Source organism: Alicycliphilus sp. T452 (assembly GCF_054512775.1).
This window is the reverse complement of record NZ_JBTNEH010000002.1, coordinates 15,087-28,298: the sequence shown is the minus strand read 5'-3', so window position 1 is coordinate 28,298 and position 13,212 is coordinate 15,087. Positions and strand designations below refer to the sequence as shown.

9 protein-coding genes and 1 pseudogene are annotated in these 13,212 nt (G+C 73.2%); 9 read left to right on the top strand and 1 reads right to left on the bottom strand.

All coding sequences use genetic code 11. From position 1 onward, the window contains the following. Positions 1-18: 18 nt before the first annotated feature. The 9 genes and pseudogenes from ACX12L_RS01680 to ACX12L_RS01640 all read left to right on the top strand — a co-directional run bounded on the left by ACX12L_RS01680 (position 19) and on the right by ACX12L_RS01640 (position 12,389). Positions 19-1,221: an MFS transporter gene (locus ACX12L_RS01680; RefSeq protein ID WP_459261013.1), complete on the top strand. Its 1,203-nt coding sequence runs from the start codon at positions 19-21 to the stop codon at positions 1,219-1,221. Between the two features lie 266 nt (positions 1,222-1,487). Further along, entirely contained in the window at positions 1,488-3,302 is a 1,815-nt protein-coding gene (locus ACX12L_RS01675) for an NADH-ubiquinone oxidoreductase-F iron-sulfur binding region domain-containing protein (protein ID WP_459261012.1), read from the top strand. Then, a pseudogene (gene fdhF, locus ACX12L_RS01670) lies at positions 3,299-6,166 on the top strand (formate dehydrogenase subunit alpha). The gene ACX12L_RS01675 and the pseudogene fdhF overlap by 4 nt, the downstream one beginning before the upstream one ends. A 106-nt stretch (positions 6,167-6,272) precedes the next feature. After that, positions 6,273-7,139 (top strand): formate dehydrogenase accessory sulfurtransferase FdhD, encoded by an 867-nt coding sequence (locus ACX12L_RS01665; protein WP_459261011.1) that lies wholly within the window; start codon positions 6,273-6,275, stop codon positions 7,137-7,139. Between the two features lie 9 nt (positions 7,140-7,148). Then, positions 7,149-9,680: an ABC transporter permease gene (locus ACX12L_RS01660; RefSeq protein WP_459261010.1), complete on the top strand. Its 2,532-nt coding sequence runs from the start codon at positions 7,149-7,151 to the stop codon at positions 9,678-9,680. A gap of 15 nt (positions 9,681-9,695) precedes the next feature. Next, the gene (locus ACX12L_RS01655; RefSeq protein ID WP_459261009.1) at positions 9,696-9,905 is read left to right on the top strand and encodes a hypothetical protein; all 210 of its coding nucleotides are present in this window, start codon (positions 9,696-9,698) and stop codon (positions 9,903-9,905) included. A 53-nt stretch (positions 9,906-9,958) separates the two neighbouring features. Next, on the top strand, positions 9,959-11,512 hold the full coding sequence (locus tag ACX12L_RS01650) for a bifunctional aminoglycoside phosphotransferase/ATP-binding protein (RefSeq protein WP_459261008.1): 1,554 nt from the start codon (positions 9,959-9,961) through the stop codon (positions 11,510-11,512). A gap of 43 nt (positions 11,513-11,555) precedes the next feature. Then, on the top strand, positions 11,556-11,948 hold the full coding sequence (locus ACX12L_RS01645; protein WP_459261007.1) for a TraR/DksA family transcriptional regulator: 393 nt from the start codon (positions 11,556-11,558) through the stop codon (positions 11,946-11,948). 42 nt (positions 11,949-11,990) lie between these two features. Then, positions 11,991-12,389: a group II truncated hemoglobin gene (locus ACX12L_RS01640; protein WP_459261006.1), complete on the top strand. Its 399-nt coding sequence runs from the start codon at positions 11,991-11,993 to the stop codon at positions 12,387-12,389. Between the two features lie 50 nt (positions 12,390-12,439). On the opposite strand, the gene ACX12L_RS01635 is transcribed toward ACX12L_RS01640, so the two are convergent. Beyond that, positions 12,440-13,198 (bottom strand): GntR family transcriptional regulator, encoded by a 759-nt coding sequence (locus ACX12L_RS01635; RefSeq protein WP_459261005.1) that lies wholly within the window; start codon positions 13,196-13,198, stop codon positions 12,440-12,442. Positions 13,199-13,212: the final 14 nt, after the last annotated feature.

Here is a 13,212-nt window from a genome sequence, read left to right as displayed (position 1 = left end):
GGCTGCATGGATGCGGGCATGAGGGGGCAATGGACTGCGCTCACGGTGACGCTGGCCATACAGGCCATGGTGGCCATGGCCGTGCTGACGCTGCCCGTCATGGCGCCGGCCGTGGCGCAGGCCCTGGGCGCCTCGGCGGCGTATACCGGCATCTACGTGGCCATCGTCTACGCGGGGGCCATGGCGGCGAGCCTGGCCGGAGGCACGGCCGTGGCGCGCTGGGGTGCGATCCGCGTCAGCCAGGCCGGGCTCGTGCTCTGCGCCGCGGGGCTGGCGCTGTGCGCCGTGCCGTCGCTGGCCGCCATGGCGCTGGGGGCCTTCCTGATCGGGCTGGGGTACGGCCCCATCACGCCGGCCAGCTCGCACCTGCTGGCCCGCACCACGCCGGCGCACCGCATGTCGCTGGTGTTTTCGATCAAGCAGACGGGCGTACCCCTGGGCGGCGTGCTGGCGGGCGCCATCGTGCCGGGGGTGGCCGTGGCGGTGGGCTGGCAGGGGGCGCTGCTGCTGGCGGCCGTGGCCAACCTCGCATGCGCGCTGATCGCCCAGCCGCTGCGGCCCGCGCTCGACGAGGACCGCGATCCGCGCCGCCCGCTGGTGCTGGGCAGCCTGGCGCAGCCGATCCGGGTGGTGCTTTCGCACCCGGCGCTGCGCATGCTGGCGGGATGCTCCTTCGTCTTCTCCATGGCCCAGCTGTCGCTCACGACCTACCTCGTGACCTACCTGCACGCCGCCCTGGCCTATACGCTGATACAGGCGGGCCTGGCGCTGTCGGTGGCGCAGACGGGCGGCATGGTGGGGCGGGTGCTCTGGGGCTGGATCGCCGACCGCTGGAGCGGCGCGCGCCGCGTGCTCTGCGCCCTGGCGGTGCTGATGGCGCTCTCGGCCATTGCCACGGCCGCGCTGCAGCCCGGCACGCACTACCTGCTGGTGCTGGCGGTGCTGGTGGTGTTCGGCGCGTCGGCCATCGGGTGGAATGGCGTCTACCTGGCCGAGGTGGCCCGGCAGGCGCCGCCGGGGCTCGCCAGCGTGGCGACCGGCGGCACGCTGGCCATCACGTTCTTCGGCGTCGTGCTGGGGCCGCCGGCTTTCGGTGCCATGGTGGGGCTGTTCGGCACCTACCGCGCCAGCTTCGCGCTGCTGGCGGTGCCGACGCTGCTGTGCGCAATCGTTCTGCTGCAGGGCGCGCGGGGCCGTGCGGCTGCGGTGCGGGCGCCCTGAAGGTGTGAACGAATCCGTCATGCCCGTTCATCCCGCCAAAACACCCCCGCTCTTCGTTGCAAACGCTCGCCATAGCCCGAGCTATGGCTGCGCTTTGCGCCTCGACCGGCCACGTTTTCGCGGCCCGCTCGGACACGCCGGATTCATTCACGCCTTCTGAGCCCGCGCGCCGCATTCCTGCGGGGTGGGACGGCGCGCATTGACGCCGGCCGGGGTGGCGCGCACACTGCCTGCGCCTGTTGTCCCCCACGATCGATCCGGCTTTCATGACATCCCGAAACGACCCCGCCGCCGTGCCCGTGGCCACGGCGGACGACCTGCGCGAGCGCATCCGCCGCAAGGCCCATCTCAAGGGCCGCCAGCCCGAGCCGCAGGCCCTGGCCGAGGTGCAGGCCCTGATCGGCCCGCGCCCGCCCGAGGGCCATGCGCGCGACCTGCTCATCGAGCACCTGCACTGCATCAACGACCGCCATGGCGCGCTGCACGAGCGCCACCTGGTGGCGCTGGCGCGCCTCATGAATCTGGCCATGGCCGAGGTCTACGAGGTCGCGGGCTTCTACCACCACTTCGAGATCCTGCGCGATGGCGAGCAGCCCGCGCGCCTGGTGCTGCGCGTGTGCGACAGCCTGTCCTGCCAGCTGGCCGGCGCCGGCGAACTGCTGGCCCGGCTGCCCGGGCGCCTGCGCGCCCTGGGCCATGGCGACGTGCGCGTGCAGGCCGTGCCCTGCGTGGGCCGCTGCGAGCAGGCGCCCGTGGCCGTGGTGCACCAGTGCCCCGTGCCGCACGCCACGGCAGAGCGCGTGCTGGCGCAGGTGGATTTGATGCCGGAAAGGGCTCTGGCCCTTCACCCGCAAGCGCCGGCAGCTACGGTTTTCGATGCAGTGCCCGAATCCGCCATCACCCGCGGCGGCGAGGGCGCGGCGCCCGCCTGGGTAGGGCTGGCCGCCTACCGCGCGTGGGGCGGCTACCGGTTGGCCGCCGGCGTGGCGCAGGGCCGCGTGCCGCGCAATGCCGTGCTCGCCGCCATGGAGGACTCGGGCCTGCGCGGCCTGGGGGGCGCAGGCTTTCCGGCGGGGCGCAAGTGGCGCATCGTGCGCGGGGAGCCCGCCCCGCGGCTCATGGCCGTGAACATCGACGAGGGTGAGCCCGGCACCTTCAAGGACCGTACCTACCTGGAGCGCGACCCGCACCGCTTCCTCGAAGGCCTGCTCGTCGCCGCCCAGGTGGTGGGCACCGAGGCCTGCTACGTCTACCTGCGCGACGAATACCACGGCTGCCGCGCCATCCTGCAGCAGGCCCTGGCCGAGCTGCGGGCCGACCCGCCCTGTGCGCTGCCCGCCATCGTGCTGCGCCGCGGGGCGGGCGCGTACATCTGCGGCGAGGAGTCCGCGATGATCGAAAGCATCGAGGGCAGGCGCGGCGAGCCGCGCATGCGCCCGCCCTACATCGCCCAGGTGGGCCTGTTCGGGCGGCCCACGCTGGAGCACAACTTCGAGACCCTGTACTGGGTGCGCGACATCGTGGAGCAGGGCCCGCAGTGGTTCGCGGGCTTTGGCCGCCATGGGCGCCGGGGCCTGCGGTCGTTCAGCGTGAGCGGGCGCGTGAAGGAGCCCGGCGTCAAGCTCGCGCCCGCGGGCATCACGCTGCGCGAGCTGGTCGACGAGTACTGCGGCGGCATGGCCGAGGGGCACGAGCTCTACGCCTACCTGCCCGGCGGCGCCTCGGGCGGCATCCTGCCGGCCCGCCTGGCCGACGTGCCGCTCGACTTCGACACGCTGCAGCCGCACGGCTGCTTCATCGGCTCGGCGGCCGTCATCGTGCTGGGCCGGAACGACCGCGCGCGCGATGCGGCGCTGAACGTAATGCGCTTCTTCGCGCACGAGAGCTGCGGCCAGTGCACGCCCTGCCGTGTGGGCACGGACAAGGCCGCGCGGCTCATGCAGGCGCCCGTCTGGGATGGCGGCACGCTGGGCGACCTGGCCCTGGTGATGGCCGACGCCTCCATCTGCGGCCTGGGCCAGGCCGCGCCCAACCCCATACGCTGCGTGCAGCGCTACTTCGCGCACGAGGTGCAGCCATGAGCGCCATACCCTTCGAGCTCGACGGCGAGCCCGTGCAGGCCGAGCCGGGCGAGACCATCTGGCAGGCCGCCAGGCGCCACGGCGTGCAGATACCGCACCTGTGCCACACCGACGGCCTGCGCCCCGACGGCAACTGCCGCGCCTGCGTGGTCGAGATCGCGGGCGAGCGCACGCTGGCGCCCAGCTGCTGCCGCGCGCCCACGCCCGGCATGCAGGTGCAGGCCCGGAGCCCGCGCGCGCGAAAGAGCCAGCAGATGGTGCTGGAGCTGCTGCTGTCGGACATGCCGGACAGCGGCTACAAGTGGAACGATGCTTCTGAAAACGTAGCTGATAGCGCTTTCCAGACGGGCGCTGTGGGCCAATTCGACTCAAAACCCGTGGGCCAGCACGGCGAGCTGAGCGCTTGGGGCCATGCGCTGGGCGTGGCCGTGCGCCCGGCGCTGGCCGCGCTGCGCCGCGCGCAGCCCGCGCCCGACCTGAGCCACCCGGCCATGGCCGTGCAGCTCGACGCCTGCATCCAGTGCACGCGCTGCGTGCGCGCCTGCCGCGAGGTGCAGGTCAACGACGTGATCGGCTACGCGCTGCGCGGCGCCGGCGCGAAGATCGCCTTCGACCTGGATGACCCCATGGGCGAGAGCACCTGCGTGGGCTGCGGCGAATGCGTGCAGGCCTGCCCCACGGGCGCCCTGAGCCCCAAGACCCACATCGGCCCGCAGAAGGTGGACCGAAAGGTGGACTCGGTGTGCCCGTTCTGCGGCGTGGGCTGCCTGGTCACCTACAACGTGCGCGGCGAAAAAATCATCAGCGTGGAGGGCCGCGACGGCCCGGCCAACCGCGGCCGCCTGTGCGTGAAGGGGCGCTTCGGCTTCGACTACGCGCACCACCCGCAGCGCCTCACGGTGCCGCTGGTGCGCAGGCCCGGCGCCGCCAAGGACTGGCAGGGCCAGGCGCGGCCCGATGACTGGCGCGAGGTCTTCCGCGAGGCCAGCTGGGACGAGGCCCTGCAGCACGCCGCGGACGGGCTGCGCCGCCTGCGCGACGGCCATGGCCCCAAGGCGCTGGCCGGCTTCGGATCGGCCAAGGGCAGCAACGAGGAGGCCTACCTGTTCCAGAAGCTCGTGCGCACGGGCTTCGGCAGCAACAACGTGGACCACTGCACGCGCCTGTGCCACGCGTCCAGCGTGGCCGCGCTGCTCGAAGGCGTGGGCTCGGGCGCGGTGAGCAACCCGGTGCGCGACGTGGAGCGTGCCGAGCTCATCCTCGTGATCGGCTCCAACCCCACGGCCAACCACCCGGTGGCCGCCACCTGGATGAAGAACGCCGCGAAGCGCGGCGCCAGGATCGTGCTGGCCGACCCGCGCGTGACCGATATCGGCCGCCACGCCTGGCGCGTGCTGCAGTTCAGGCCCGACACCGACGTGGCCATGCTCAACGCGCTGATCCACACCGTGATCGAGGAAGGCCTGGCCGACCAGGACTTCATCCGCGAGCGCACCCTCAACTACGAGGCCCTGCGCGAAAGCGTGCGCGCCTACAGCCCCGAGGCCATGGAGCCGATCTGCGGCGTGCCGGCCGCCACGCTGCGCGAGGTGGCGCGCGCGTTCGCCCGGGCCAGGGGCGCGATGATCCTGTGGGGCATGGGCGTGAGCCAGCACGTGCACGGCACCGACAACGCGCGCTGCCTGATCGCGCTGTCGGCCGTCACGGGCCAGATCGGCAAGCCCGGCACGGGCCTGCACCCGCTGCGCGGCCAGAACAACGTGCAGGGCGCGAGCGACGCGGGCCTGATCCCCATGATGTTCCCCAACTACCAGCGCGTGGACAACGCCGAGGCGCACGCGTGGTTCGAGGACTTCTGGGGCACCGCGCTGGACGAGCAGCCCGGCTACACCGTGGTCGAGATCATGCACAAGGCCCTGGCCGGCGACGACGACCCGCACAAGGTGCGCGGCATGTACATCATGGGCGAGAACCCGGCCATGAGCGACCCCGACCTGAACCACGCGCGCCAGGCGCTCGCCAGCCTCTCGCACCTCGTGGTGCAGGACATCTTCCTGACCGAGACCGCCTGGCTGGCCGACGTGGTGCTGCCCGCCAGCGCCTGGCCCGAGAAGACCGGCAGCGTGAGCAACACCGACCGCATGGTGCAGCTGGGCCGGCGCGCGCTCGCGCCGCCCGGCGATGCGCGGCCCGACCTGTGGATCATCCAGCAGATCGCGCGGCGCATGGGTCTGGACTGGGCCTACGGGGGCGAGGAATCGGGCGTGGCCGCCGTCTACTAGGAAATGCGCCAGGCCATGGCCGGCGCCATCGCCGGCATCGGCTGGGAGCGGCTCGCGCGCGAGTCGAGCGTCACCTACCCCTGCCTGTCGGCCGACGACCCCGGCCAGCCCATCGTGTTCACCGAGCGCTTTCCCACCCCCACGGGCCGCGTCACGCTGGTGCCGGCCGACATCATCCCGGCCGACGAGCGGCCCGACGCCGACTACCCGCTGGTGCTCATCACGGGCCGGCAGCTCGAACACTGGCACACGGGCAGCATGACGCGGCGCTCGGCCGTGCTCGACGCCATCGAGCCGCACGCCACGGCCTCGCTGCATGGCGACGAGCTCGCGCGCCTGGGGCTGGCGCCGGGCGACTGGGCCAGCGTCCGCTCGCGCCGCGGCGCCGTGCGGGTGCGCGTGCGCCGCGACGACGGAACGCCGCGCGGCGCGGTGTTCATGCCCTTCGCCTATGTGGAGGCGGCGGCCAACCTGCTGACCAACGCGGCGCTGGACCCGTTCGGCAAGATCCCCGAGTTCAAGTACTGCGCCGTCGCCGTGCGGGGCATTGGCGAGGGTGCGCCGGCGCCTGCGACGGAGTGAAGCGGCGGGCACGCCGCCGCGGCTTGGAAGCCGAAGCCATGGCCACCACCCGGGAACCCCTTCGCGCCCCGCCGTGCCGGGGCGCGGCTGCGTGTACGCTGCACCCATGACGCAAACGCCCGAACGCCAGACCCCGTCCACCGCCCCCCGGCTGCCGCGGCTCACGCGGGCGGCGGCGCCGCTCACGCATGCGGTGCAGGCGGTGAACGAGCGGGGCGAGCGCGAGGAGCTGCACATCCCCGCCGAACGCCCGCTCACCGTGTACGTGGACCGGCGCGAGCTGGTCACGCTGATGACGCTGGGCGCACACCCCGAGCTGCTGGTGCTGGGCTATCTGCGCAACCAGCGGCTGGTGGATTCGGCCGACGAGATCGAATCCGTCACCGTGGACTGGGAGGTCAATGCCGCCGCCGTGGCCACGCGGCGCGGCATCGCCCGCATCGAGGAGCGCACGGCGCGCAAGGTGGTCACCACCGGCTGCGGCCAGGGCAGCGTGTTCGGCGGGCTGATGGACGAGGTGGCTGGCATCCGGCTCGCGCCCGCGCGGCTCACGCAGGCTGACCTGTACGGCATCGTCAACGCCATCCGGCTGCAGGAGTCCACCTACAAGTCCGCGGGCTCGGTGCACGGCTGCGCGCTGTTCCAGGGGCCGCGCATGCTGGTCTTCGCGGAGGACGTGGGGCGGCACAACGCCATCGACACCATCGCCGGCTGGATGTGGATGCAGCCGGACGCCCCGGCCATGCAGGGCGGCGACAAGGTGTTCTACACCACGGGGCGCCTGACCAGCGAGATGGTCATCAAGTCGGCCCAGATGGGCGTGCCCATCGTGGTCTCGCGCAGCGGCATGACGCAGATGGGGCATGCGCTGGCCAGCCAGCTCGGGCTGTGCGCCATAGGCCGGGCGACGAACCGGCGCTTCCTGTGCTACAGCGGCGCCGAGCGCCTGGTGCTGCAGCCGGAGCTGGCATGATCCCCGGCCATGGCAAGTCCTTCCTCCTCCTTCGTCGGCCTGGGCTGGCGCACGCTGTGGCGTGACCTGCGCGCGGGCGAGCTGCGCCTGCTCATGGTGGCCGTCACGCTGGCCGTGGCGGCGCTCACCTCGGTGGGCTTCTTTGCAGACCGGCTGCGCGGCGGCCTCGAACGCGACGCGCTGCAGCTGCTGGGCGGCGACGCCGTGCTGGCCAGCGACAACCCCACGCCGGCACCGGTGGTGGAACAGGCGCGCGCGCTGGGCCTGGCCAGCGTGACCACGCTGGGCTTTCCCACCATGGCGCGCGCGCAGGAGTCCCAGGGCGGCGCGAGCCGCCTCGTGGCGCTCAAGAGCGTGGAGCCGGGCTACCCGCTGCGCGGCCGCCTGCAGGTGAGCGACGACGCACAGCGCCCCGGCGCGCCCACGCAGGACATCCCCGCGCCCGGCGAGGCCTGGGTGGACGCGCCTCTGCTGAACGCGCTGTCGCTCGGGCTGGGCGATCCCCTGCTGCTGGGCGACACGCAGCTGCGCGTCACGCGCATCATCACGCTGGAGCCCGACCGCGGCGCCGGCTTCATGAGCTTCGCGCCGCGCGTGATGATCAACGCGCAGGACCTGCCCGCCACGGGCCTGGTGCAGCCTGCCAGCCGCATCACCTACCGCTTCGCCGTGGCGGGCCGGCCCGACGCCGTCAAGCGCTTCACCGCCTGGGCCACCGAGGCCGTCGCCGGCCCCGGCATGCGCGGCGTGCGCGTGGAGTCGCTCGACAGCGGCCGCCCCGAGATGCGCCAGACGCTGGACCGCGCGCAGAAATTCCTCAACCTCGTGGCGCTGCTGGCCGCGCTGCTGTCGGCCGTGGCCGTGGCCCTGGCCGCGCGCGGCTTCGCCAACGACCACCTGGACGCCGCCGCGCTCCTGCGCGTGCTGGGCCAGAGCCAGCGCACCATCGCCGGCGCCTACGTGCTGGAGTTCCTGCTCGTGGGCCTGTGCGCCAGCGCCGTGGGCGTGCTGCTGGGCTTTGCCGTGCACCACGTGTTCGTGCTGCTGCTGGCGGGGCTCGTGGAATCGGCCCTGCCCGCGGCCAGCCTCTGGCCCGTGGCGCTGGGGCTGGGCGTGGGCCTCACGCTGATGTGCGCCTTCGGCCTGCCGCCCGTGCTGCAGCTGGCCCAGGTGCCGCCGCTGCGCGTCATGCGGCGCGATCTGGGCAGCGTGCGGCCCACCTCGCTGGCCGCGCTGGGCCTGGGGCTGGCGGGCTTCGCGGCCCTGCTGCTGGTGGTCAGCCGCGACTGGAAGCTCGGCTCGATCGCCGTGGGCGGCTTCGCCGCCGCCGTGCTGCTGTTCGCGGCGCTGGCCTGGGTGGCCGTGCGGCTGCTGCGCAAGGCCGTCAGCGAGACCATGGCGCCGCGCTGGCTGGTGCTGGCCACGCGCCAGATCGCCGCGCGCCCGGCCTATGCCGTGGTGCAGGTGGCCAGCCTGGCCGTGGGCCTGCTGGCGCTGGTGCTGCTGGTGCTGCTGCGCACCGATCTCATCGCCAGCTGGCAGCGCGCCACGCCGGCCCATGCGCCCAACCGCTTCGTGATCAACATCATGCCGGACCAGGCCGACGCCTTCCGCCAGATGCTGCGGCAGGACGGCGTGACGCAGTACGACTGGTACCCCATGTTCCGCGGCCGGCTGGTGGCCATCAACGGCCGCGCGGTGAACCTGGACGACTACCCCGACGACCGCGCCAAGGGCCTGGTGGACCGCGAGTTCAACCTCTCCAACGCGCGCGAGGCGCCCGGGCACAACCTCATCGTCGCCGGCCGCTGGACACCCGACGAGCAGGAAGCCGTGAGCGTGGAGGAGGGCATCGCCCAGACCCTGGGCCTGAAGCTCGGCGACCGCCTGCGCTTCGACATCGGCGGCATCGCGAGCGAGGCGCGCATCACCAGCCTGCGCCGCGTGGACTGGGGCTCCATGCGCGCCAACTTCTTCGTCATGTACCCCGTGGCGCACATGCCCGATGTGCCGCTGACCTACCTGGCCGCCTACCGCGCGCCCGAGCGGCCTGGCTTCGACAACGCCCTGGTGCACGCCTTCCCCAACGTCACCAACGTGGACATGAGCGCCACGCTGGCCCAGGTGCAGGGCGTGCTGGCGCAGGTGATAGGCGCGGTGGAGTTCCTCTTCGTCTTCACGCTGGCCGCGGGCCTGGTGGTGCTGTTCGCCGCCGTCACCGCCACGCGCGAGGAGCGCGCGCGCGAGTTCGCCATCATGCGCGCCGTGGGCGCACGCGCCAGCCTGCTGCGCCAGGTGCAGCGCGCCGAACTGGCCGGCGTGGGGCTGCTCGCGGGCTTCCTGGCCAGCTGCGTGGCCGTGGCCGTGGGCTGGGCGCTCGCGCGCTACGTGTTCGACTTCAGCTGGACGGCCCAGCCCTGGGTGCCCTTGGCCGGTGCCGCGGCGGGCGCGCTGCTGGCGCTGGCCGCGGGCTGGTGGGGGCTGCGCGAGGTGCTGCGCCGCCCGGTGGTGCAGACGCTGCGCAGCGCGGCGCAGGATTGAGGACAGGCCATGCAAATGGATGCAACACCCGACTGGTCGCAGGCGCCCGAGGGCTGGGACTGGCTGGCGCAGGACGAGGACGGGCGCTGGTTCTGGTACCGCACCGAGCCCACGCCCGGCTTCGGCGGCGGCGTGTGGCGCTCCAACTCGCGCAACCAGCAGTACGCCGGCCAGGGCCGGCCCAATCCGGCCTGGGACGAATCGCTGCGCCGCCGACCTAATTGATTGGTTGATTTTGATAGCTGCTACCGCTTGGTGGTATTGCCTTGGAGCCCGATTTGGCTATTGAAGAAAACGATGGCACCGTCCTGGCCGCGGCGCTGTGCGAGGCCCTGCGCGCGGCCGAGGGCGGGCCGGTGCAGCACCTGGAGACGCATCTGTCGCACCTGCTGCTGACGCCCGCGCACGCCTACAAGCTCAAGAAGCCGCTGCACCTGCCGTTCGCCGACTTCCGCACGCTGGCCGCGCGGCGCCATTTCTGCGCCGAGGAACTGCGCCTGAACCAGCGCCTGGCGCCCGCGCTGTACCTGGACATGCTGCCCGTGCTCGGTAGCGCCCGCCACCCGCGCCTGGGCACGGCGCAGGAGGCAGACGCCGCCATCGACTGGGTGCTGCGCATGCGCCGCTTCCCCGCGGGCAGCGAACTCGACGCGCTGGTGCGCGCCGGCGCCCTGGCGCCCGCCGAGCTCGACGCCTTCGCCGAGCGCCTGGCGCGCTTCCATGCCCAGGCGCCCGGCGCGCCCGAGGACAGCGACTGGGGCACGGCCGCCCGGGTGGCCAAGGCCATCGCCGATGTGCTGGACACGCTGGCCCCGCTGCTCGACGGCCCCGGACGCGCGCGCCTGGAGGCCCTGCGCGGCTGGTTCGACGCGCGCCAGCCCGCCCTGGCCGGGCACTGGGCTGCGCGCCGCGCCGCGGGCCACGTGCGCGAATGCCATGGCGACCTGCACCTGGGCAACGTGGTGCGGATCGATGGCGCGATCACGGCCTTCGACTGCCTGGAGTTCAGCCCCGCGCTGCGCTGGATCGACACGCTGGCCGACACGGGCTTCCTCACCATGGACCTGCACGCCCATGGCCGTGGCGACCTGGCCTGGCGCTTCCTCGACGCCTACCAGGCCGCATCCGGCGACTACGCCGGCCTGGCCGTGCTGCGCCCCTACGAGGTCTACCGCGCCCTGGTGCGCGCCATGGCCGCGCGGCTGCGCGCCGCCCAGGGCGCGGCCGCCGCGCCCGGGCCCGACTACCTGGCCTGCGCCGAGCGGCTGGTCGCGCCCTTCTCCCCGCGCCTGCTCATCACGCACGGCCTGTCGGGCTCGGGCAAGTCCACCGTGGCCGCGGCGCTGCTGCAGCAGGGCGCCGTGCGCCTGCGCTCGGACGTGGAGCGCAAGCGCCTGCACGGCCTGGCGCCGCTGGCCGACTCCGCCGCGCAGGGCCTGGACATCTACACGCGCGAGGCCTCCGCGCGCACCTTCGATCACCTGGCGCAGCAGGCGCGCGCCGTGCTGCAGGCCGGCTACCCGGTGATCGTGGACGCGGCCTTCCTGCGCCGCGGCGAGCGCGACGCGTTCCATGCGCTGGCGCGCGAGCTGGGCCTGCCCTTCGCCATCCTGCACTGCCACGCCGCGCCCGGGCAGCTGCGCGAGCGCGTGCGCCAGCGCAGCGCGGCCGGCACCGACCCCTCCGAGGCCGACCTGGCCGTGCTCGCGCGCCAGCAGGACCAGGCCGAGCCCCTGGCACCCGGGGAACTGGCGCACACGCTGGACCTGGCCACGGACCAGGATTGGGACGCACCCGCGCTGTACCGCCGCTGGCTGGCCGTCCAAGCTTGATGTTTGTCAACACGAACGCCGCCGCCGGTGGCATGCTGGACCCATGAACACCACAGCTCTCACCGATTCCCAACGCGAACAACTGCGCGGCGCCCTGGAGCTGCGCAAGGAACAGCTGCTGCAGGAGCTGGACGCGGTCCAGCGCGACACCCTGGGCGTGGCCGCGGCCGCCAGCCGGGGCGATGCCGAGCCGGCCGGCAGCCCCCGCGACCAGGCCAACAGCATGGCCGGCAGCATGGTGCGCGACGCCGAGGCGGCGCGCGACCACGCCGAACTGGTGGCCGTGCGCGCCGCGCTCGCGCGCCTGGCCGACGGCAGCTATGGCGAATGCACCGACTGCGGCCAGGGCGTGGGCGTGGCCCGCCTGCTGGCCCAGCCCGCGGCGGCGCGCTGCATCGCCTGCCAGTCGAAGGCCGAGGCGCGCGGCCAGCATTGATGGATGCGGGCCGGCGCGGGCCCGCTTCCTACAATCGCGCCCATGCCCGCACCCGATTCCGCGCCACCCGCCACGCCCTTCGAATGGATGGGCGGAGAGCCCCGCATCCGCCAGCTGGTGGACCGTTTCTACGACCTCATGGACCTGGAGCCCGGCTACGCCGAACTGCGCGCCACGCATGGCAGCACGCTCGACGACGCGCGCGACAAGCTGTTCTGGTTCCTCTGCGGCTGGCTCGGCGGGCCGGACCACTACCAGGACCGCTTCGGCCACCCGCGCCTGCGCGCGCGGCACATGCCGTTCGCCATCGGCATCCTGGAGCGCGACCAGTGGGTCACGTGCATGGACCAGGCCATGGGCGAGGTCGGCGTGCCCGAGGACCTGCGCGCGCGGCTCAACCAGAGCTTCATGAACACGGCCGACTGGATGCGCAACCGCTGATGCGCATGCCACGCTCCCGATCCGTTTCGTCGTAAACCTGCGCCATCGCGTCAGTCCGTGATCCACACGGTGGTGGTGCCGCCCGTGCGCGACAGCCGCATGCGGTATTGGTAGTGCTCCGGCGCATAGTGGCCGATGAGGTACTGGATCGGAATGCCCTGCGCGTCCGCCACCACGCGGTTCACGCGCAGCAGCGGCGCGCCCGTGGCGATCTCCAGCAGTTGCGCCACCTCGGGCGAGGCGTTCACGGCGATCAGCTCCTGCTCGCCCTGGGCGAAGGCATGGCCCGCGCGCTCGATGGCCTCCAGCAGCGGCATGTCTTCCAGCGTCTGCGGACGGATGCTCTCGGCGATGGCGGCGGGCAGGTAGACCTCGGTGCACAGCAGCGGCTTGCGGTGCGACTTGCGCACGCGCACCACGCGCATGACGCGGCTGCCGGCGGCCACCTGCAGCGCCTGCGCCACGGTGCCGCTGGCCTGTACGAACTGCGCCGACACCAGCGCCGTGCGCGTGCGCTGCCCGAAGCGCAGGATGTTCTCCAGCAGGCCGTTGCGGATCTTGGAGTGCGCGTCCGTGCTGGGCTGCGCGACCGGCAGCGTGCCCTGGCCGCGCAGGCGCGTGATGCTGCCTTCCTCCTGCAGCCGCGCCAGCGCGGAGCGGATGGTGGTGCGCGCCACGCCGAATTCGCGCGTCAGCTCGCGCTCGCCCGGCAGCGGAATGCCCACCGGGTAGGTGCCGTCGCGCAGGCGCTGGCGCAGGGTCTGCGCCACCTGTTGGAACAGCGGCGGGGAAGCGGGCGTGGGGGCCATCGGCTGTTGTCTCC